Source organism: Ruegeria sp. G2, from assembly GCF_056533505.1.
Genome location: NZ_JBQFON010000014.1, coordinates 23,593 through 44,138 on the forward strand (window position 1 = coordinate 23,593; position 20,546 = coordinate 44,138).

The window sequence follows — 20,546 nt, forward strand, 5'->3', positions numbered from 1 at the left end:
CCTATTCCAAAGGGCCGCATTGTGCCCGCCTCTTATGGCCCTATAACAGAGGCGAAATTCGACGAACGGCAAGGCAAATGTCCAACAACAGCGACAAGACCACTCATTTCGGGTTTGAAACCGTGCGCGAGGCCGACAAGGCCGGGCGCGTACAGGGCGTGTTCAACTCGGTCGCCTCGAAATACGATGTGATGAACGATGTCATGTCGATGGGCATTCACCGGGTCTGGAAAGACGCAATGATGGATTGGCTTGCCCCGCGCCCCGGTCAACGGTTGCTGGACGTTGCAGGTGGGACCGGAGATATCTCTTTTCGCTTCCTGAGACGCGCGGGCCACGGCCATGCCACGGTTCTGGACCTGACAGAGCCTATGCTGGTCGAAGGCCGCCAGCGCGCCGAGGCTGACCAGATGTCCGACAGCCTGAACTGGGTGGTGGGCGATGCGATGTCCCTGCCGTTCGAGGACAATACTTTCGACGTCTATACAATTTCCTTCGGCATCCGGAATGTTACCCGCCCGCAAGAGGCATTGAACGAGGCCTATCGCGTGCTGAAACCCGGTGGCCGCCTGATGGTGCTTGAATTCAGCCAACTGCCCAATGACGGACTGCAAAAGCTTTATGACCTCTACAGCTTCAACGTCATTCCACGCATGGGCAAACTAATCGCCAATGACTACGACAGCTATCAATACCTGGTGGAATCGATCCGCAAGTTCCCGGATCAGGAGACATTCCTGAGCATGGTCCGCGCTGCCGGGTTCGAAAACGCCAAGTACCGCAATCTCAGCATGGGTATCGCGGCACTGCATTCCGGCTGGAAGATCTAGATGCGCGGCCCACACAACATTATCCGCCTGATCCGCACAGGCGCAACGCTCGAGCGCACGGGTGCCATGAACGTGGTATTAGACGCGTTTGAAGCTCCTCGGGCTATCCGCATCCTCGCACATGTTCTGGGCAAACCATTCCAGTGGCTGGGGTACAAAGGGGATCCTCAGATGCCGCCTGCGACCCGCGCCCTAACTGCTCTTGGGCCCGCCTATATCAAGTTCGGACAAGTCCTTTCGACTCGCCCCGACGTGGTCGGAAATGAACTGGCTGAGCAACTGCGTGTTTTGCAGGACAAGCTTCCGCCATTCTCTAAGGCCGAAGCCATGGCCGAGGTCGAGAAGGAGCTGGCCCAACCCCTTTCAGAAATGTTCAGCGATTTCAGCGAGCCCATTGCCGCAGCCTCAATCGCTCAGGTCCACAAAGCTAAGCTGGCCAGCACGGGTGAAGATGTTGCGGTCAAAGTCCTGCGCCCCGGAATTGAACGCGCCTTCCGTAAAGATGTAGACGCCTTTTATTTCGCCGCCCGAATTGTCGACCTGTTTGCCCCCGGTGCTCGTCGCTTGCGCCCTATGGAGGTGATCGAGCATTTTGACGGAGTTGTCCGCGGCGAGTTGGACCTGCGCTTGGAAAGCGCTGCTGCTTCGGAATACGCCGCCAACACCAAGGATGATTCCGGGTTCTGGCTGCCTCCGGTCGTCTGGTCCTTGTCCGCACGCCGGGTGATGACACTCAGCTGGGCCGATGGAATCCCGCTGGGCGACAATGACGCGCTGGACGCTGCAGGCCACAATCGCAGCGATCTGGCAGAACGTGTGTTGCGCCTTTTCTTGCTGCACGCCCTTCGCGATGGCTATTTCCATGCGGATATGCACCAAGGGAACCTGAAGGTCGCCGCGAATGGAGACATTATTGCCTATGACTACGGCATCATGGGGCATATCGACGAATACACCCGTCGGGTCTATGCCGAAATCCTCTTCGGCTTCATCCGCCGCGACTACAAACGCGTAGCCGAAGTCCATTTCGAGGCCGGCTATGTCCCTGCCAACCAGGACGTCGACGAATTCGCCCGCGCCTTGCGCGCAGTCGGAGAACCCATCTTCGGCATGGACGCGACCCATATCTCAATGGGCCGACTGCTCAGCTATCTGTTTGAGGTCACAGAGCGCTTCGGCATGGAAACCCGAACCGAACTGATTCTTCTGCAGCGCACCATGGTCGTGGTCGAAGGCGTTGCCCGATCACTCGACGATCATATGAATATCTGGGAAGTCGCGCGCCCGGTCGTCGAGGATTATATCAAAAGCTCCATCGGCCCCCGGGCCGCCCTGAGAGATTTTGGTAAGACCGCAATGGTGCTGGCCCGTTTCGGCCCACGCTTACCTGCGCTGGTAGAAAACGCCCTGATTGCGCAAACCACGAAAGATGACCAGCAAACTTCCGGCAAGACAACCTTGCTGCTACCCGCCGCCCTTGGCGCAGCCGTTGGAATCGCAGCCACACTTGTCGTGATGACATTCAGCTGACAACAATCCGCCTGCTTCATCTGGCCACAAATATCTTCGGGGGAATCGCGCCACCTGCGCGATGGGGGGGGCAGACAGCCCCCCTACCGACCTCAATCAGAGCCGCTCGATGGCAAGAGCAATCCCCTGCCCACCGCCAATACACATGGTGATAAGCGCCTTGGAACCACCAACACGCTCCAACTCATACAGCGCTTTCAGAGTGATAATCGCCCCAGTTGCCCCCACAGGGTGCCCCAACGCAATCGCACCGCCATTTGGATTGACCTTAGCGGCATCCAATCCAAGCTCTTGATTGACGGCCAGGGCTTGTGCGGCAAAGGCCTCATTACTCTCGATCACATCGAAATCACCTGCCGACAGCCCTGTCTTCTTGAACAAGTTCTGCACTGCAGGAACCGGTCCAATTCCCATTACTTCGGGCCGCACTCCGGCATGCGCATATCCCAATATCCGTGCCTTTGGTTTCAATCCGGCCTTTTCAGCAGCATCTGACGTCGCCAGAACCATCGCCGCAGCCCCATCGTTGATACCCGATGCATTCCCGGCCGTGACGCGTCCTTCTTTCTTGAACACTGGACGAAGGCCCGCCAACGCCTCAGCTGTGGTGGCCTTGGGATGCTCATCCACCTTAAAGTCAACCATCTCGCGTTTGACTTTCACCTGCACAGGCGTGATCTGGCTTTCGAAATATCCAGCGTCGATCGCTGTTGCCGCTCGGCTCTGGCTGGTTAAGGCAAACGCATCCATCTGTTCACGACTGATCTGATGTTCGTCGGCCACATTCTCAGCCGTCACACCCATATGACCGGTTCCGAAAGGACAGTTCAGCGCGCCCAACATCATGTCCAGTGAGGTGACGTCGCCCATCTTAGCGCCCCATCTGGCCTGAGGCACGATGTAGGGGCTGCGTGACATGCTCTCGGCTCCTCCAGCCACTGCGAAATCGGCATCGCCCAGTATCAGAGACTGTACCGCCGACACAATCGCCTGCGCGCCGGAGCCACACAAACGATTTACGTTCATTGCCGGTGTCCCGTTCGGAATGCCCGCCTGCATCGCTGCTACGCGCGACAGATACATATCGCGGGGTTCAGTGTTGATCACATGACCGAAAACCACATGTCCGATTTGCCCGCCTTCGACACCCGACCGTTCAAGCGCGGCTTCGGTCGCCACTGTCGCTAAATCAATCGGCGCTGTCGAAGCCAGCGCACCGCCAAAAGTACCGATGGCAGTACGTGCGCCATCCAGAATAACGATATCGGTCATGGATCACTCCTCCTGAGGTTGGCCGTAGTATGCACCCGCAGAAACTCTCTGTCGCCTGAGACGTCCCGTCACAGACGGAATTGACATCTATTGATTCAAGGCGCATCAAATTCCGCCATGACGGACAAGACAGACGATATCCTGACACGCCTTCCGACACGCCTTAAAGAGGCGCGCCGGGCCCAGGGCCTTTCCCTCGAAGCGGTTGCGAATCTCAGTGGCGTATCGCGATCCATGGTCAGCCAGATCGAGAGGGGAGAGAGCAGCCCCACAATTTCGACCTTGTGGAACCTGACCCGAGCTCTGCAGGTGGATTTTGCCGGGTTGCTGGAAGACACGAAGACAACCGACCAGATCGAGATTCTCAAAAACTCCGAAGTGCCAAGCATCGATAACATGGGGGAGAACTGCCGCATCCGGATCCTCTCACCGCCAGAAGAGGCCGGCGGTCACGAGGTCTATGACATTCAGCTCGATAAAAACGGCGCCCTGAACAGCCAACCCCATGCGCGCGGTGCAAGGGAACAATTGACCGTGTTGGAAGGGGCAGTTCGAGTTACTTCAGGCGCGGCAGTGAGCAAACTCAGGCAGGGTGATACAGCCCGGTACGCCGCTGACGTCGCGCATTCCATTTCTGCCGACAGCCCTGCGCGTGTTTTCCTAATTGTAAAGAACGCCTGACTCAGCGATAATCCGCCTTCACGGATATTTTTCCGTAATTTCGTAAATCCCCTATTTGGGATATTCGTCCGTTATGTTAGAAGTGCGACTCAGAGCTAAGGAGATCGCCATGGCAGATGCATTCCTGTCCCACATCACGGACACCCTTAAGCAGATCGAATCCGAAGGTCTGTACAAGCGTGAACGAATGATCACCTCGCCTCAGGGCGGTGAGATTATTGTGGGCGGAAAACAGGTCATCAACCTGTGCGCCAACAACTATCTGGGCCTGGCCGATCACCCCGCCCTGATCGACGCCGCCAAGAACGCCATGGAACCAAAAGGGTTCGGCATGGCCTCGGTCCGCTTTATCTGCGGCACGCAGGATATTCACCGCGAGCTTGAGCAACGGCTGGCCAAGTTCCTGAACAAAGATGATTCAATTCTGTTCGCTGCCTGTTTCGATGCCAATGGCGGGCTGTTTGAGCCTTTGTTAGGGCCTGAAGACGCAATCATATCGGATAGTCTGAACCACGCGTCAATCATCGATGGCGTAAGGCTCTGCAAGGCCAAACGCTATCGCTATCTAAACAATGACATGAACGACCTCGAAGCTTGGTTGAAACAGGCACGCGAGGACGGGGCGCGGCATATCATGATCGCCACCGACGGCGTTTTTTCGATGGATGGCTATCTGGCCAATCTGCCGAAAATACGCGAGCTGGCCGACAAGTACGACGCCATCGTCATGGTCGATGATTGCCACGCCACGGGCTTCATGGGGCCAAACGGTGCGGGTACGCCGGATCACTTCGGCGTCGACGTGGACATTCTGACGGGAACTCTGGGCAAGGCACTTGGGGGGGCAATCGGCGGCTACATCGCCGGGCCGCAGCCAGTGATCGACCTGCTGCGGCAGCGGGCGCGGCCCTATCTGTTCTCAAACTCGCTGCCGCCGTCCATCGTCGCTGCCGGTCTGGAAGCAATCCGTCTGGTTGAAGAGGGCGACATGCTACGCGCGCAACTGTTCGGCAACGCCAAATACTGGCGCGCCGGTTTGGAGAAACTGGGCTTTGATCTGTTGCCCGGTGAGCACCCAATCATCCCGGTGATGCTGGGGGACGCAACGCTTGCGCAAGACATGGCGTCGCGGTTGTTTGATGAAGGCGTCTATGTTTCGGGTTTCTTCTTCCCGGTAGTCCCGCGTGGTCAAGCGCGGATCAGAACTCAGATGAATGCGGCTCTAACAAAGGATGAATTGGACCGCGCGCTCGCGGCCTTTGGCAAAGTCGGCAAAGAGTTGGGGGTGATTTGATGCGACCCAACACGATGAAAGCACTGGAAAAATCCAAGCCCGAGGAAGGTCTTTGGATGGTTCAGGCCCCAGTGCCCGAGATTGGACCGGACGAGGTACTGATCCGCATAAACAAAACCGGCATCTGCGGCACAGACATTCATATCTGGAATTGGGATGACTGGGCCGCAGCCACAGTACCAGTGCCGATGATCACCGGCCACGAGTTCGCAGGCGAAATAGTCGAGATTGGTCGTAATGTTACCGGGCTTGAGATCGGCCAGCGCTGTTCGGGCGAAGGGCACCTGATCGGAACCGAAAGTCGCCAGAGTCGCGCTGGCAAGTTCCATCTGGACCCCGGAACGCGAGGCATCGGCGTAAACGAACAAGGTGCATTTGCGCAATTTTTAAAGCTGCCCGCTTTCAACGTGATACCTTTGCCAGATGATGTGCCGGATGAGATTGGTGCGATCCTCGACCCGCTGGGCAATGCGGTTCATACCGCACTGAGCTTCGATCTGCTGGGCGAGGATGTTCTGATAACAGGCGCAGGCCCGATCGGCATAATGGCAGCAGCTGTCGCACGCCATGCAGGTGCTCGAAACGTCGTAATCACCGATATCAATGCAGATCGGCTGAAACTGGCGGAACATGTGGTGCCGTCGATACGTACGGTCGATGTAACTATAGAAGAGTTGTCCGATGTCATCACCGAACTGGGGATGAAAGAAGGCTTTGACGTAGGTCTGGAGATGTCGGGCTCGCAGGCAGCTTTGGATCAGATGGTCGAAGCGCTGGTCATGGGCGGTAAGATCGCCCTGCTGGGCATCCCACCGGGCCAATCTCCGGTCGACTGGAGCCGCATTGTCTTTAAAGCCATCACCATCAAGGGCGTCTACGGCCGCGAGATGTTTGAAACATGGTACAAGATGATTGCTATGCTGCAGAACGGTTTGGACGTAAGCCGCGTGATCACCCATCAGTTTGGTGTTGACGATTTTGCCGAAGGTTTCGCAGCAATGAAGTCGGGCCTGTCCGGCAAAGTTGTTCTGGACTGGACCTGACCCTCTGGATAGTTGCAAAACTGGCCCATACACAGGGATCGAGCAACCAACCGGAGGAGCAAGATGGGCAGCACGAAAGATGACCGACTGCTGGAACGCGGAATCGAGGATTCTCTGGTCACCGATTTCGCTGAGACGCATCGCAAAAGCTATGGCGACTTTCTGCAACTCAAAACCCTGTTGAATCTGCAAAAAACCTTTCAGGATCCTGCTCAGCCCGATGAGATGTTATTCATCATCATCCATCAGGTCAGCGAGCTATGGCTGAAGTTGATGCATCACCAACTGGTCGAAGTGCGGCGCTTCCTGCAGCAAGATGATTTCGGCCCGGCGATGAAAAATCTCGACCGGATCAAGGCGATCCAGCGGCAGTTGATCACCGCTTGGGAAACGCTGCTGACCATGACGCCCGCCGACTACATGACGTTTCGCGATGCGTTAGGTAGTTCGTCAGGCTTTCAGAGTTACGGTTATCGCCAGATCGAGTTCATATTGGGCAACAAGGATGCTTCGACCCTCAAGGTGCATGAACACGATCCGGAGGTCATGGAGATGCTGAGCGCAGCGCTAACCAAGCCGTCCCTTTATGACGAAGTGCTGCACATGCTGGCACGGCAAGGGTTTGACGTACCGCAAGACCTGATCGAACGTGACTATTCACAATCCTATTCCGGCGACCCGCGCGTCGTGAAAATCTGGTGCGAGATTTTCCAGGATACCGGCAAGTATTGGGACCTCTATGCTCTGGCTGAAAAGCTGATGGACGTCGAATCGCTGTTCCAGCGCTGGCGTTTCGACCACGCTACGGCAGTCGAACGGGTCATCGGGATGCAACCCGGAACAGGTGGCTCGAGCGGCGTGGCCTTTCTGCGCAAGGCGCTGGAATTGCGCTTCTTCCACGACCTCTACGATATGCGCACCGAGCTGATGTATGCGGGAAACTGAGGCATGCTTTATCGCGGGTTCACCCAAGATCAACTTGAACAGGAATACTCCCCCAGCTCGATGATTGGTGGCGATCTGACACCATATCTAGACAGTTATATTGCGCTCAGCGCTCAGGCGCGGGCACGGATGGATGTGCGCGAAAACCTTGCTTACGGCGACAGTCCGGCGCAGGTTCTGGATTTCTTCCCCTCCTCAGACGCCAACGCACCTTTGCATGTGTTCATTCACGGAGGGTATTGGCAGGCGCTCAGCCAGCGCGAATCCGCCCCGATGGCACCGGTGCTACACGAAAACGGGCAGGCCTTTGCGACCCTGAACTACACACTCGCCCCTGAAGCTAGGTTGGGGCAGATGGTCGAAGAATGTCGCGATGCCTTGCTATGGCTTGCATCACAGGCCGAGTTATTGGGCTTCGATCCATCAAACATCACCCTGTCAGGTCATAGCGCAGGTGCGCATCTGGTAGCGATGGTCATGGCCACCTCATCCAGCGCGTTGGCGCAGGCGGGTCTAAGAGTGCGTAACGTATTTCTGATCAGTGGCGTTTACGATTTGGAGCCGATTAGCCTAACTTCGGTAAATGATCCCTTGCAACTGACTAAGGTCGAGATTCACGATCTTTCCCCATGCCTCAATCTGCCCGCGCCGGGGCCGCGCTACAGGGTAACGGTTGCTGAAAGAGATACACCAGAATTTGTTCGACAAAGCCGTGACTATGCGGAGTTGCTACGAAAAGCAGGGCATTCGGTCAGTTTCGACCTTCAACAGGGTAAACATCACTTCGACATCATCATGCCCTCGGGCTCGTTTTTGTCGTCGCGCGGCGAATAGCCCCAAAAAGAAAACAGCGGCCCAATTGAGCCGCTGTCTTAAATCTCTCGCTGGAAGCCAGATCAGTCGAGCGTCCGGGTCACTTCTTCGCGCTCGAAAATCTCGATCACGTCGCCTGCGCGGATATCGTCGTAGTTCTCGAATGCCATACCGCATTCCTGACCCGACTGAACTTCGGTCACTTCGTCCTTGAAACGCTTGAGCGTCTTCAGCGTGCCTTCGTGAATCACCACGTTGTCGCGCAGCAGACGAACACCTGCGGAACGACGCGCCACGCCTTCGGTGACCAGACAGCCGGCAACTTTGCCAACGCCGGTAACCTTGAAGACTTCGCGGATCTCGGCGTAGCCGATGAACTTCTCGCGGATTTCAGCGCTCAGCAGGCCGGATGCGGCTGCTTTCACGTCGTCCACGAGGTCATAGATCACCGAATAATACCGGATCTCGACGCCTTTCTGGTTCGCAGTGTTTCGCGCTGACGCATTTGCACGAACGTTGAAGCCAAAGATCGGAGCGCCCGAGGCTTCGGCCAGCCCGACATCCGTTTCGGTAATCGCGCCAACACCTGAGTGCAGAACGCGTACGCGCACTTCCTCATTGCCGATCTTCTCCATCGCCTGAACGATGGCTTCGGCAGAACCCTGCACGTCAGCTTTCATCAAGATCGGCAGCTCGGTGACGTTCTCGTCTTCCTTGGCCTTCTGCATCAGCTGCTCAAGGGTGGTCGCGGCACCAGCTGCGGCGCGCTTGTCCTTGGCTGCTTGCTCACGATAGGCAGCAATCTCACGGGCCTGCGCTTCGGTCTCGGTCACGTTCAGAACGTCGCCCGCTTCAGGCGTACCGTTCAGACCAAGAACCTCAACGGGAACCGACGGGCCGGCTTCTTTGACGCGGTCGCCTTTGTCGTTGATCAACGCGCGGACCTTACCATACTGCTCACCCACGACGAAGATATCGCCCTGACGCAAAGTGCCGTTCTGAACCAGAACGGTGGCAACGGGACCACGGCCCACATCAAGCTGCGCCTCGATCACGGCACCTTGGGCGGCGCGGTCGGGGTTGGCTTTCAGTTCCAGAATCTCGGCCTGCAGCGCGATGGCTTCCAGCAGTTCATCGAGACCTTGACCGGTGATGGCGGACACTTCGACGTCCTGAACCTCACCTGACATCTTTTCGACGATGACTTCGTGCTGCAGCAGATCGGTCCGCACCTTGTCCGGGTTCGCATCCGGCTTATCGACCTTGTTGATCGCCACGATCATCGGCACTTCGGCCGCCTTGGCGTGGTTGATCGCCTCGATCGTCTGCGGCATCACCGCATCATCGGCAGCCACAACCAGGACCACGATATCTGTGACCTGAGCACCGCGCGACCGCATTGAAGTAAAGGCCGCGTGGCCCGGCGTATCAAGGAAGGTCAGCGTGGTGCCACCATCGGTTTTCACCTGATAGGCGCCGATATGCTGGGTAATGCCACCGGCTTCGCCCGCCACAACGCGCGCGTCACGAATCGCATCCAGCAATGATGTCTTACCATGGTCAACGTGGCCCATGATGGTGATGACCGGCGGACGCGGCTGCAGATCGTCATCGCTGTCTTCGACTTCTTTGATGACGTCTTCAACATCCGAATCAGAGACGCGGGTCACCTTGTGCCCAAACTCTTCGATGATCAGCTCAGCGGTATCAGCGTCGATGGTCTGGTTCTGCGTGACCATCATGCCCATCTGCATCAGCGATTTGACAACGTCAGCCACGCGCTCGGCCATACGGTTGGCCAGTTCCGAAACCATGATCGCCTCGGGCAACTGAACGTCGCGGATCACCTTTTCCCGCTCGACCGGGCCGCCCATGGCTTTCTGGCGCGCACGCTCCTGCTTGCGCTTCATCGCAGCCATTGAACGCTGACGATTACCTTCACCACCGGTAGCCTGACCCAGTGTTAGCTTGCCCGAACGGCGGTTGTCGTCACGGCCTTTGCCGCGGCCACGCTGCTCGCGCTCGCGGTCTTGCTTGCGGGGTGTAGCCGCTGGCGCCGGTTTGTTGGCCGGACCGCGTGCCGTACGCGGTTGTTCTTCGGGCGCGGGTGCCGCAGCAGCGCGCTTGGCAGCTTCTTCCGCCTCTTTGCGCTTGCGTTCTTCTTCCTCGGCCTTGGCACGAGCACGCTCTTCAGCCTCACGCTGTTCGCGTTCCTTGGCTTCCTGTTCGGCCCGGCGGCGCGCACGTTCTTCTTCACGAGCCTTCTCTTGTGCCTCGCGCGCAGCGGCCTCTTCAGCCTCGCGCGCTTTGGCAGCTTGCAACGCCTTCATTCGGCGCGCCATTTCCGCATCGGAAATACCCGCCGGACGACGCGAAGGATCACCCGAAGGTGCCGCACCACCACTTGGTTTGGTCGCGCCCGGCTTGGGTACGACCACGCGTTTGCGTTTGGTCTCCACCACGACATTCTTGGTGCGTCCGTGGCTGAAACTCTGTTTCACATTTCCGGGGCGTGCCCCGCCACGAAGACCCAATGTCTTTTTGCCGTCACTATCGCTCATTAAGCTTCTTACCCTTCCGAGCGGCCCTTGCCGCCGTCATCCTTTTCGCGCAAGCCACGCAGGCGCTGCGCTTCCTCTACAACACGTTTGGCGAGTCCGCCAGAGGCCATGGCCGCATGAATCACGGTTTGGCGCCCAAATGCCGCCCCAAGCTCATCCGCAGTCAGCCAGCCGATGTATTTTCCAAAGTGCGGCGTGCTGAGTTTCGACTTACCGCGCCCCGATCCGTCCGAGGCTTGAATCAACACCTGGGCCTCTTCCCGGTCCAGCCACGATTTGACCTTTTCATACCCGGCGACCGCATCTCCGGACTTGCGCGCCAAACTGATCAGCTCGATCACCCGGCGCGCCACCTGTTTTTCGACCTCATCTGTTAGATCCTTGGCCGCACTCACCTGCGCCTTGAACCCACGCGAGAACAGTTTCTTACTCACTGCTTTGTCCAGCGCGGCGCGATCCGCCGCCACATAGACCCCGCGCCCCGGCAATTTAGCCGCAACATCGGGAAAGACCTGACCGTCCGGCCCTGCCACAAAGCGGATCAAGCCATATTTAGGCTGAATCTCGCCAGTGGCGATGCACTTGCGTTCAGGGCCTTCCGACCGATCCTTTTGGACGCCACCGCGACCCATGTCAGCCACCCGAGGCCTGAGATCAGGCCTCGACCTCCTCATCGGTTGCTTCGCCGTCTTCTTCGGCCTGCTCCAATTCAGCCGGATCAACCCAGCCCAACATGATGCGCGCCGTCATGACCAAGTCCTGAGCCTCTTCCAGCGTAACGCCGAAAGGTTCCAGAACACCATCATCCTTGATGCGCTCACCATCAACTGTGGTCCAGCCACCGGCCAGTTCCCAATCGGCACAGGTTGCGAAGTCTTCCAGCGTCTTCACATCGTCCTTGGCCAGCGCCTCTACCATCTGGGGTGTCAGGCCTTCGAATTCAATGAGGCTGTCCTCGGCGCCCAGCGCACGGGCCGCATCCAACGCCGCCTTGGCTTGTGCTTCCAGGAATTCGCGCGCACGGGTCTGCAGTTCTTGCGCAGTGCCTTCGTCAACACCGTCGATGACCAGCAGTTCCTCGATTTCGACATAGGCCACTTCTTCGAGGTTGGTGAATCCTTCCGAAACCAGCAGTTGCGCGAAGAATTCGTCCAAATCCAGCGTTTCCATGAACAGCTGTGTACGGGCTTCGAACTCTTTCTGACGGCGGGCCGATTCTTCGGCTTCGGTCATGATGTCGATGTCCAGGTTGGTCAGCTGGCTGGCCAGACGCACGTTCTGACCGCGGCGACCGATGGCCAGCGAAAGCTGCTCTTCGGGTACAACCACTTCGATCTTACCGGCTTCTTCGTCCAGAACCACCTTAGAAACCTCTGCAGGCTGCAGTGCGTTCACCAAGAAGGTCGGCTGATCTTCGTTCCACGGGATGATGTCGATCTTTTCACCCTGCAGCTCGTTCACAACGGCCTGCACGCGGCTGCCGCGCATACCAACGCAGGCACCCACGGGATCAATCGAGCCGTCATACGAGATCACAGCGATCTTGGCGCGCGAGCCGGGGTCTCGAGCCACGGCCTTGACCTCAATGATGCCATCATAGATTTCGGGCACTTCCATCTTGAACAGCTCAGCCATGAATTCCGGCGCGGTGCGCGACAGGAAGATCTGGTGACCACGCACCTCACGGCGGACTTCCTTGATATAGGCGCGCACACGGTCATTCGGGCGATAGCTTTCGCGGCCGATCTTGTCATTGCGACGCAGAACGGCTTCGGCACCGCCCAGATCGACGATGACGTTGCCGAATTCCTCGCGCTTGACGGCACCGTTGATAATGGTGCCCGCGCGATCCTTGAATTCTTCGTATTGACGGTCACGCTCAGCTTCGCGAACCTTCTGCAAGATCACCTGCTTGGCGGATTGTGCCGCGATACGGCCCATCTCAACCGGCGGAACCTCTTCAACGAAGACATCACCGACCTCAGGGTTTTCCATATATTGTTTGGCCTGCTCAACGGTGAACTCAGCCTGATAGTTCTCAAGTTCTTCATCTTCAACCACGGTACGGACGCGGGTAAAGGTCGCCTTGCCGGTTTTGCGGTCGATCGACACGCGGATATCCATCTCCGCGCCGTAACGGCTCTTGGCGGCACGGGCGAGCGATTCCTCCATCGCTTCGACAACCAGACCGGGGTCGATCATCTTTTCGCGGGCCACGGCCTCGGCGGTCTGCAGCAGCTCCAGCTGGTTGGCTGAGGTGATTGCCATCAGTTCGTCTCCTCTTCGGACCCTTCGGTCTCTATCTCGTCGAAAGCGTTTTCGTTCAAGGCGCCGGCGTCTTTTCGCTGGCGCAGCATTTCCTTGATCAGGTCATCAGTCAGGACCAGCTTGGCGTCGCTCAGCCAGTCGAATTGCAGACCGATGGTGATCGTCTCGTCCCCTTCGGGGATATTGATCAGTACCTCATCCCCTTCGATCCCGGCCAGTTCACCCTTAAAGCGGCGGCGGCCGTCGATCAGTTCAGCGGTCTCGATCTTGGCCTCGTATCCTTCGAAGGTCTCGAAATCCTTGAGACGGGTCAGAGGGCGGTCGATGCCGGGGCTGGACACTTCAAGCGTATAGGCATCAAGAATCGGGTCCTCGACGTCCAGCGTGGCACTCACTGCGTTCGAAATCTCGGCGCAGTCATCTACTTCGATGCCGCCATCGGGCTTGTCGGCCATGATCTGCATCGTGGTGGTCTTGCCGCTCATCAGGCGGATGCGCACCAGCTCATACCCCAGATCCTCGATCACGGGTGTGATGATCTCGGCCAGTCGCCGGTCAATGGCTGCTTTGGCTATCAGGTCATTTGTCATTCAGATTCTCTACCCTGTCATCGGGCACAAAAAAACGGGCGCGCGGCCCGTCGAAATTTCCGGTGGAGCCTCGGACCAGAAGTCCAACGCGCCGCTGTTGCAACTGCATATACGCAGGCTTTTCCGAGTCTGCAACCCCCGGCGAAAATCGTGATCGGATTTAGGCCAGCCACCACCGCTCGGCGATGCGCCCATCGTCCAACGACCCCTTGCCAATCTGACGCGGCATGCCGACATGCGCGGCCACCGCCAGCGCCATGTCGGTCTTACCTGGATGGTATCTGAGGCCACGTTGATCCTTAAGCTCATCACCTTCGGGCAGGGCGGCAATGTCCACATAGCCATCCCGCAAAGCCTCGGCCCGCACACGCGCATCAGGGATCACAATGATTTCCAACGCATCAGCCCAACCCGCGTGGCCATTTTTGTAGTGGCCCGCCACCTTGCACCCAAGGAAATGGCGAGAATCCTCGGCCCGTTCCACACGATAGCACCCCGTGCCCGTTGCCGTGTTCAATGGGGTAACTCCCTGCCCGTTACGTGTCACGACAAACCGACTGTCGGCCAGCAAGAAGGGCAAACCAGGATTGGGCGCGGCCAGTTCCAACCTAACGCGATCAGGGGCCAGGGCCTCCGCGCGTCCGATGTCTGAAAATACCGCCGCTACATCGTCTGCATGCATGGCGGATCCATCATGGAACATCGCGTCGTCGCGTAGATCAAAGCTCCATACACGCGCGTGTTCTTCAGCCTGCCAAGCTTTTGCCAGTTCGCCGCGCAAGGTCCCATCTGATGCGACTTCGGTCAGGGTGTCGAACACGGCCCCGCGCGCTAATATTTCCAAACTCTCATCGCGCGGAACCGCAAGCCGCAGCTTGCCACCTGTCTTTGGTGTATCCGCCAGCGACCCGCCCGTCGCCGCCAGCAAGGCGGCGGCAGCACCCGAGGCAAACAATGCACGACGGTCGATCCTGGTCATGCCGTACCCTCCGCCACGCGGTCCATAATCCGGACCAGCTCAACGCTTATACCCGGTTCTGACAAGGCGTGCCCTGCCTGGCGCACCATTTTCAAGTCAACGCCAGGCCATCGCTGCGCCAGGTTCCAGGCCGCTTGCGGTGGACAGATCATATCATACCTTCCCTGCACGATATGGCCGGGAATATGTGCGATACGGTCGATCTGGTCTAGGATCTGGCCATCATACTCGAGAAACGCGCCGTTCCTGAAATAATGATTTTCCAGCCGTGCAAAGGTACGGGCGTATTCCCCGGGGCTTTCCCCAACCGATCCGTTGGTGTGGATTGAGGCCAGAGCGTTCTCCCAATGAGACCAAGCGCGCGCAAAGAGGATCTCGGTCGCACGATCGCCCGAAAAGAGGCGCTTGTGATAGGCATTGATCGCGTCAGACTGTTCGGCCTCGGGCAACAGGGATGCAAACTTGGCCCACTGTTCCGGCCAAAACTTGCCCGCACCGCCACCATAAAACCAATCGAGCTCGGCCTGTGTCGCCAGAAACACGCCGCGCAACACCAAACGATTGACCCGATCCGGGTGTGTCTGCGCGTAAATCAAAGCCAGTGTTGCACCCCAGCTGCCGCCAAAGACAATCCAGTCCTCGATACCAAACAGCGTTCGCAACCGTTCGATATCCGCGACCAGATGCCAGGTCGTATTGTCTTCGACCGAGGCCGTGGGCCTTGAACGGCCACAACCGCGCTGATCAAAGAGAATCACCCGGTAGACATCCGGGTCGAAATAGCGCCGCATCGCGGGGCTGCAACCGCCACCCGGCCCACCATGCAGCACCACGACCGGTATCCCATTGGGATTACCGCATTGTTCCACATAAATGCGGTGCCCATCGCCCATATCAACGACGCGCTGATCGAACGGATCGATCGGCGGGTAAAGATATTGAACTGCGCGCTTTTGGTCCGGGTACTTATCCATTACGGCCCTATATAGTCCTTAAGCGTAAAAGAGCACACGGAGACAGGAATGCAAGCGCATCCGAACACGGTCGACCCGTCCGAGATCGCAAAATTCGAGGCGATGGCCGCCGAATGGTGGGACCCACATGGGAAATTCAAACCTTTGCACATGCTGAATCCGTGCCGTCTGGACTATATCACCCAACAGATTGCGGGCGAATTTGACCGTGATCTTAAGGCCCCGCACCCGTTCGAGGGCCTGCGCCTGCTGGATATCGGCTGCGGCGGCGGGCTGCTGAGCGAACCGATGGCCCGTTTGGGGGCCGAGGTCGTGGGGGCCGACGCCGCCGAGGGCAACCTGCCCGTCGCACGCATCCATGCCGAGCAGTCTGGCTTGCAGATCGACTATCGCCACACCACCGCCGAGGACATGGCCGCCGCGGGCGAGCAATTCGACGTGGTGCTAAACATGGAGGTGGTCGAGCATGTGGCCGATCCGTTGGGCTTTCTGACCGCGTCGCAGCATTTGCTGAAACCCGGCGGCTTGCTGATCTGTTCGACCATCAACCGCAACCCGAAATCCTATGCGATGGCCATTTTCGGGGCCGAGGTCATCATGCGCTGGCTGCCGCGCGGCACGCATGAATGGAACAAGTTCATCACGCCTGACGAGCTGTTCGACCTGCTGCGCCAGGCCGGGTTGGAGCCGGTGGACCGCAAGGGGTTCGTCTTCAACCCGATCCTGTTGAGCTGGTCGATCTCGGACCGGGATCTGAGCGTGAATTACGTGACGGCGAGTGTGAAGCCGGGGTAGGATGGGTGCTTGCACCCATATTTCCGACGACAAATCGGGCGCGATAGGTGCAAGCACCCTTCCTATTCTCGCTGTTATCTTCGAATGAATTTGTCTCGCGTCAACTCGGCAGCAATCGAATAGAAATATTTGTCATTGGACGCGCGCGCCAGAGCCGCTTTTCTCGTTGCAGCTCCAGCCTTAAAGAAGCCCTCACCTAACACCGCTTCCACACGGCCTCCAGTCACCGGTTCGTTAGTCGACTGAATTGTAACTTTCTTGAGCGCATAACCTTCACCAAATTTCGTCACGATATCTTCAGGACTGACAAGCTGAACCGACTTCGGGTCGTTAATATCTTTGTAAGTCACCATTCGCGGCCAAAGCTTCATGTGCAAATCTAAGGGCTCGGTCTGTTTTGTAATCCAGCGAATAGAGCTTTTAAATGACTGCCCCTTTTTGTCTGGAGGCAGCGTACGCACAATCATCCTGCCTGCGTCTTCTTCTATCAACGCAAACAAATACCGACCGCCGAGATCAGCGACCACTGCTTCACCTGTCAGGTCAGTGTGATCATGATCCAGATCGCCAGCCCATTCCATAGCACCGGTGAAATCCACGCGGATAACGCTCGACGCGGTCATGGGACCGTTAGGCGTATCGAAATACAGCACCATTTTCTGATGCCAGTCCGCTTTTTTGGCGCAGCCGGTCAACGCAACGGCCATGACAGCGAATAAAACTATATAAAATCTCAACCTAATTCTTCCCGCCGAGGTTGATCCTCCGCTTGATCAAATCAATCAAATGGAAGAAACCCTACTCCCCCTCCAACTGCAACCGCAAATCCCGCAGCACCGGCAGCGTGCTGCGGACGCGCTCCAGCCCCAGCTCTCCGACCACGCGGTTGATCAGCGGGGCAATCGAGGAAATCGCCTGATCGCGCGCGCGGCGACCGGCGGGGCTGATGGCGACCATTTTGCGGCGGGCATCGTCCCAGTCGGGGCGTATGTGAATGTATCCGGCCCATTCCAGCTTGGCCAAAGTGTTGGTCATCGCCCCTCGGGTCACGTGGAACGTGTTGGCCAGCTGCGCCGGGCTGCGCTCGTCTCCGACAAAGACCAGATGATTCAGCACCGAAAAATGTGAGATTTCCATGCCCTTGGGCAGCACCCGGCTGAGCCGGTTGCGCAATAGCTGGTCGGCGGTCAGGATTTCGCTGAACAGCGTGACCGCCAGGGCATTTTTCTCGTCCGTCATAAGCCCGGTTCTGGATCAGGGACCTTTGAAAGGCCGTACATGGGTCAATGAGGGCACGCGTCGGCGCGCCTCGGACACAGAACTATCACGCAATTCGAAAAAGTGAATGCCCGGATCGGTGCCTGCGTCGATGACGACCTCTCCCCAAGGGGCCACGACCATGCTGTGGCCATAGGTATATCGGGTCTTGCCGCGCGTCTTTGGATGCGCGCCAGCCTGCGCCGGGGCAAGCACCCAGCAGCCGGTTTCAATCGCCCGCGCGCGCAGCAGGGATTCCCAATGTGCAGCACCTGTGACCGGCGAAAACGCTGCCGGGACGGTTAGAATCTGCGCACCAGCCTGCGCCAGCGCTGCATAAAGATGCGGAAAGCGGATATCATAGCAGATCGTCATACCAACTTTCCCGAAATCCGTATCTGCGATCACGGCATTCTCGCCGGGGCGATAGTTCTTCGATTCGCGGAACGTCTCGGTCTCACTGACCTGCACGTCAAACATGTGGATCTTGTCGTATCGCGCCACGATCTGCCCCTGCGGGTTGATCATGAAGCTACGGTTGGCAAAGCGGCCATCGGCATCGTGGGTCTTGATCCCCAAAGAGCCGATCAGCAGCCAAACACCCAAATCAGCGGCCTGCTTGCGTAGGCCAGCCAGGGTGATGTCATCCTCTTCATGCTGCAGAACTTCGCGCTGCCGCGTGGTGCTGGTCGAGACGCAGTTCGTCACCTCGGGCGTCAGGAGAAAGCCCGCACCCCGCTCTGCAGCCTCGGCCATCATGGCGCGCACCATGTCCAGATTCTGGACCGGGTCGTCCGACGAGTTGATTTGCAGCAGAGCGGTCTGCATCAGGCCGCGAGCAGACGATCCAGCTTGCCCTGACGTTCAAGCTCGTAGAGGTCATCGCAACCGCCAACATGAGTTTGGCCGATGAAAATCTGCGGCACAGTGCGTTTCCCACCCGCCCGCTGAATCATTTCGGGTTTGCGTTTGGGATGCATCAGCACGTCGACTTCCGAGAACTTGACGCCTTTCTGCTTCAACAACCGTTTGGCAGCGTGGCAAAAGCCGCACAGCGGCGAGGTGTAGATTTCTACGGGCTTCATATTCCATCCCTTTGGGTTTCGCACATTCTTGGGCGAATTAGGCATCCTTGGCAACGCGCGCCAGTACCAACACGAAAATATGATTTGCTCCTGAAGCACGGCAGACACGCGCGCAGGCCTCCAGTGTCGCACCCGAGGTCATAACGTCATCGACCAGAAGAATATCACGGCCCTGTGTCATACGTTCCCGTTTCGGATGTACAGCTATGGCGTCGGCGAGTGCTGCCGCGCGTTCAACCGCTGTTTTGCCATCCAGGACAGGCGTGCGTCTGGTTCGAACCAAGAGATCAGGGCATACGGCCAGACCCGTTTCCTGACCCAGATGATGCGCAAGCAGTGCGGATTGGTTATATCGCCTGCGGATCATTCGGGACCAATGCAGCGGGACTGGCGTGATCAACATGTTGGGGCGAAACACTTCGGACCCGGCTCGTGCCATCCAGCGCGCAGCCGGGCGCGCCAATTCCGTACGATCCCCATGTTTCAACGCCAGTATCAGAGATCTGGCGCCCCCTTGATACAACAGAGCTGCCCGACCGTCCTGCCAAGCGCGCGGCCTTGTGAGGCAGTCGTCGCACTCGATTCTGTACCCATCCCGTGCGCCGGGGACCGGCACGCCGCAACTTTCGCAAACTGAGCCGCCGATAAATGGTGTGTCTCGCCAGCATGGACCGCAGAGGCCGAAGTCGGATTCGGTCAGCGCACCGCATGAAAGGCAAAGCGGGGGATAGATCATCTCGACAACGGTTTGAATCCCCTGACGAATGCGATACTTGCGGCTTATGAAACTGCCGTCCGACACTGCACCCTCTCTGTTTGACCGCGCTGCCCTCGCGCTCCACCGCAGCCGCGCGCAGGATGAGGCGCTGTTTCTGCATCGCGCCGCCGTTGACGAGGTGCAGGATCGTCTATCGATGGTTAATAAAATCTTTAAGGCGCCTGTCGTCGTGACCCCGTTCCCACACATCTGGGAAGAGTTATGGACCGAGACCCGGATCGTCCTGGATGATGAGGTTCTGGACCTGACGCCAGGCGCGCATGACCTGGCGATACACGCGATGGCGTTGCATTGGGCAAACGACCCGGTTGGCCAATTAATCCAATGCCATCGTGCGTTGAAGCCCGATGGTTTGCTCTTGGTCGTTTGCTTGGGAGGTGACACCCTTCAGGAATTGCGTGCGGCACTGGGTCAGGCGGAGATTGAGGTTACGGGCGGTCTAAGCCCGCGTATTGCACCGATGGCAGAATTACGTGATCTGGGCGCGTTGCTGCAACGGGCTGGTTTGGCTTTGCCCGTTGCAGACAAGGCAACGTTATCTGCCGAATACCGCGATCTTAACCATCTGATGCATGATTTGCGCGCGATGGGAGAAACCAATGCGCTGCAAGATCGTCTGAAACAACCGACCCGGCGGGCTGTTTTCGAGAAAGCGCAGGAAATCTATGCCGCTCATTTCACAACCTCCCAAGGCCGTTTGAGGGGAACTTACGAACTGGTCTGCCTGACAGGCTGGTCCCCTGATGACAGTCAGCCCAAACCTTTGCGTCCGGGATCGGCCCAAATGCGCCTTGCCGATGCGTTGGGCACGGATGAGGGCAAACTGCCCGATTGACGACCGGCCTTTTCCC

At 58.0% G+C, this 20,546-nt stretch carries 21 protein-coding genes; 9 read left to right on the forward strand and 12 right to left on the reverse strand.

Annotation, left to right across the window (positions count from 1 at the left end; all coding sequences use genetic code 11):
• Positions 1-77 precede the first annotated feature (77 nt).
• Together ubiE and ubiB are read left to right on the forward strand one after the other, a co-directional pair.
• Positions 78-830 carry a bifunctional demethylmenaquinone methyltransferase/2-methoxy-6-polyprenyl-1,4-benzoquinol methylase UbiE gene (ubiE, locus tag ACR0DU_RS19830; protein WP_170473657.1) on the forward strand — a complete coding sequence of 251 codons (753 nt, stop codon included), beginning with the start codon at positions 78-80 and terminating at the stop codon, positions 828-830.
• Positions 831-2,360: a 2-polyprenylphenol 6-hydroxylase gene (ubiB, locus tag ACR0DU_RS19835; protein ID WP_170781809.1), complete on the forward strand. Its 1,530-nt coding sequence runs from the start codon at positions 831-833 to the stop codon at positions 2,358-2,360. It begins immediately after the preceding gene.
• Between the two features lie 96 nt (positions 2,361-2,456).
• Here the strand turns inward: ubiB and ACR0DU_RS19840 are convergent, their stop codons facing one another.
• Positions 2,457-3,632, reverse strand: a complete 1,176-nt coding sequence (locus ACR0DU_RS19840) for an acetyl-CoA C-acyltransferase family protein (RefSeq protein WP_170781808.1) — start codon at positions 3,630-3,632, stop codon at positions 2,457-2,459.
• A gap of 117 nt (positions 3,633-3,749) precedes the next feature.
• Here ACR0DU_RS19840 and ACR0DU_RS19845 point away from each other — a divergent pair, with 117 nt between their 5' ends.
• The 5 genes from ACR0DU_RS19845 to ACR0DU_RS19865 all read left to right on the forward strand — a co-directional run bounded on the left by ACR0DU_RS19845 (position 3,750) and on the right by ACR0DU_RS19865 (position 8,429).
• Positions 3,750-4,313: a helix-turn-helix domain-containing protein gene (locus ACR0DU_RS19845; RefSeq protein ID WP_480876946.1), complete on the forward strand. Its 564-nt coding sequence runs from the start codon at positions 3,750-3,752 to the stop codon at positions 4,311-4,313.
• A 109-nt stretch (positions 4,314-4,422) separates the two neighbouring features.
• Complete coding sequence (locus tag ACR0DU_RS19850; RefSeq protein WP_480876949.1) at positions 4,423-5,607, forward strand: glycine C-acetyltransferase; 1,185 nt, start codon at positions 4,423-4,425, stop codon at positions 5,605-5,607.
• 14 nt (positions 5,608-5,621) lie between these two features.
• The gene (gene tdh, locus ACR0DU_RS19855) at positions 5,622-6,650 is read left to right on the forward strand and encodes an L-threonine 3-dehydrogenase (protein WP_480877121.1); all 1,029 of its coding nucleotides are present in this window, start codon (positions 5,622-5,624) and stop codon (positions 6,648-6,650) included.
• Between the two features lie 63 nt (positions 6,651-6,713).
• Positions 6,714-7,595, forward strand: a complete 882-nt coding sequence (locus tag ACR0DU_RS19860; protein ID WP_480876952.1) for a tryptophan 2,3-dioxygenase — start codon at positions 6,714-6,716, stop codon at positions 7,593-7,595.
• A gap of 3 nt (positions 7,596-7,598) precedes the next feature.
• Complete coding sequence (locus ACR0DU_RS19865; RefSeq protein ID WP_480876954.1) at positions 7,599-8,429, forward strand: alpha/beta hydrolase; 831 nt, start codon at positions 7,599-7,601, stop codon at positions 8,427-8,429.
• A 62-nt stretch (positions 8,430-8,491) separates the two neighbouring features.
• Here ACR0DU_RS19865 and infB read toward each other — a convergent pair whose 3' ends face one another.
• The 6 genes from infB to pip form a co-directional block, all read right to left on the reverse strand.
• Positions 8,492-10,969, reverse strand: coding sequence for a translation initiation factor IF-2 (gene infB, locus ACR0DU_RS19870; protein ID WP_010442534.1), 2,478 nt, complete (start codon positions 10,967-10,969; stop codon positions 8,492-8,494).
• A gap of 8 nt (positions 10,970-10,977) precedes the next feature.
• Positions 10,978-11,601 (reverse strand): RNA-binding protein, encoded by a 624-nt coding sequence (locus ACR0DU_RS19875; protein WP_170473632.1) that lies wholly within the window; start codon positions 11,599-11,601, stop codon positions 10,978-10,980.
• 22 nt (positions 11,602-11,623) lie between these two features.
• Complete coding sequence (gene nusA / locus ACR0DU_RS19880) at positions 11,624-13,237, reverse strand: transcription termination factor NusA (RefSeq protein ID WP_010442532.1); 1,614 nt, start codon at positions 13,235-13,237, stop codon at positions 11,624-11,626.
• Positions 13,237-13,827 (reverse strand): ribosome maturation factor RimP, encoded by a 591-nt coding sequence (rimP, locus tag ACR0DU_RS19885; RefSeq protein WP_010442531.1) that lies wholly within the window; start codon positions 13,825-13,827, stop codon positions 13,237-13,239. The genes nusA and rimP overlap by 1 nt, the downstream gene beginning before the upstream one ends.
• A gap of 160 nt (positions 13,828-13,987) precedes the next feature.
• Complete coding sequence (locus ACR0DU_RS19890; RefSeq protein WP_480876959.1) at positions 13,988-14,806, reverse strand: ABC transporter substrate-binding protein; 819 nt, start codon at positions 14,804-14,806, stop codon at positions 13,988-13,990.
• The gene (pip, locus tag ACR0DU_RS19895; protein ID WP_480876962.1) at positions 14,803-15,780 is read right to left on the reverse strand and encodes a prolyl aminopeptidase; all 978 of its coding nucleotides are present in this window, start codon (positions 15,778-15,780) and stop codon (positions 14,803-14,805) included. The genes ACR0DU_RS19890 and pip overlap by 4 nt, the downstream gene beginning before the upstream one ends.
• Positions 15,781-15,828: 48 nt before the next feature.
• Here pip and ubiG point away from each other — a divergent pair, with 48 nt between their 5' ends.
• Entirely contained in the window at positions 15,829-16,575 is a 747-nt protein-coding gene (gene ubiG, locus ACR0DU_RS19900) for a bifunctional 2-polyprenyl-6-hydroxyphenol methylase/3-demethylubiquinol 3-O-methyltransferase UbiG (RefSeq protein WP_480876965.1), read from the forward strand.
• A 74-nt stretch (positions 16,576-16,649) separates the two neighbouring features.
• Here the strand turns inward: ubiG and ACR0DU_RS19905 are convergent, their stop codons facing one another.
• From ACR0DU_RS19905 to ACR0DU_RS19925, 5 genes are all read right to left on the reverse strand, one after another.
• A complete protein-coding gene (locus tag ACR0DU_RS19905) occupies positions 16,650-17,282 on the reverse strand; it encodes a hypothetical protein (RefSeq protein WP_480876968.1) in 633 nt (210 codons plus the stop codon).
• A gap of 91 nt (positions 17,283-17,373) precedes the next feature.
• Positions 17,374-17,814, reverse strand: a complete 441-nt coding sequence (locus ACR0DU_RS19910; protein ID WP_010442526.1) for a MarR family winged helix-turn-helix transcriptional regulator — start codon at positions 17,812-17,814, stop codon at positions 17,374-17,376.
• A gap of 15 nt (positions 17,815-17,829) precedes the next feature.
• Complete coding sequence (locus ACR0DU_RS19915) at positions 17,830-18,660, reverse strand: carbon-nitrogen hydrolase family protein (RefSeq protein WP_480876971.1); 831 nt, start codon at positions 18,658-18,660, stop codon at positions 17,830-17,832.
• Positions 18,660-18,917: a glutaredoxin 3 gene (gene grxC, locus ACR0DU_RS19920; protein ID WP_010442524.1), complete on the reverse strand. Its 258-nt coding sequence runs from the start codon at positions 18,915-18,917 to the stop codon at positions 18,660-18,662. The genes ACR0DU_RS19915 and grxC overlap by 1 nt, the downstream gene beginning before the upstream one ends.
• A 37-nt stretch (positions 18,918-18,954) precedes the next feature.
• A complete protein-coding gene (locus ACR0DU_RS19925) occupies positions 18,955-19,719 on the reverse strand; it encodes a double zinc ribbon domain-containing protein (RefSeq protein ID WP_480876975.1) in 765 nt (254 codons plus the stop codon).
• On the opposite strand from ACR0DU_RS19925, the gene ACR0DU_RS19930 reads away from it, so the two are divergent.
• Complete coding sequence (locus ACR0DU_RS19930) at positions 19,700-20,530, forward strand: methyltransferase domain-containing protein (RefSeq protein WP_480876977.1); 831 nt, start codon at positions 19,700-19,702, stop codon at positions 20,528-20,530. The genes ACR0DU_RS19925 and ACR0DU_RS19930 overlap by 20 nt on opposite strands.
• Positions 20,531-20,546 lie beyond the last annotated feature (16 nt).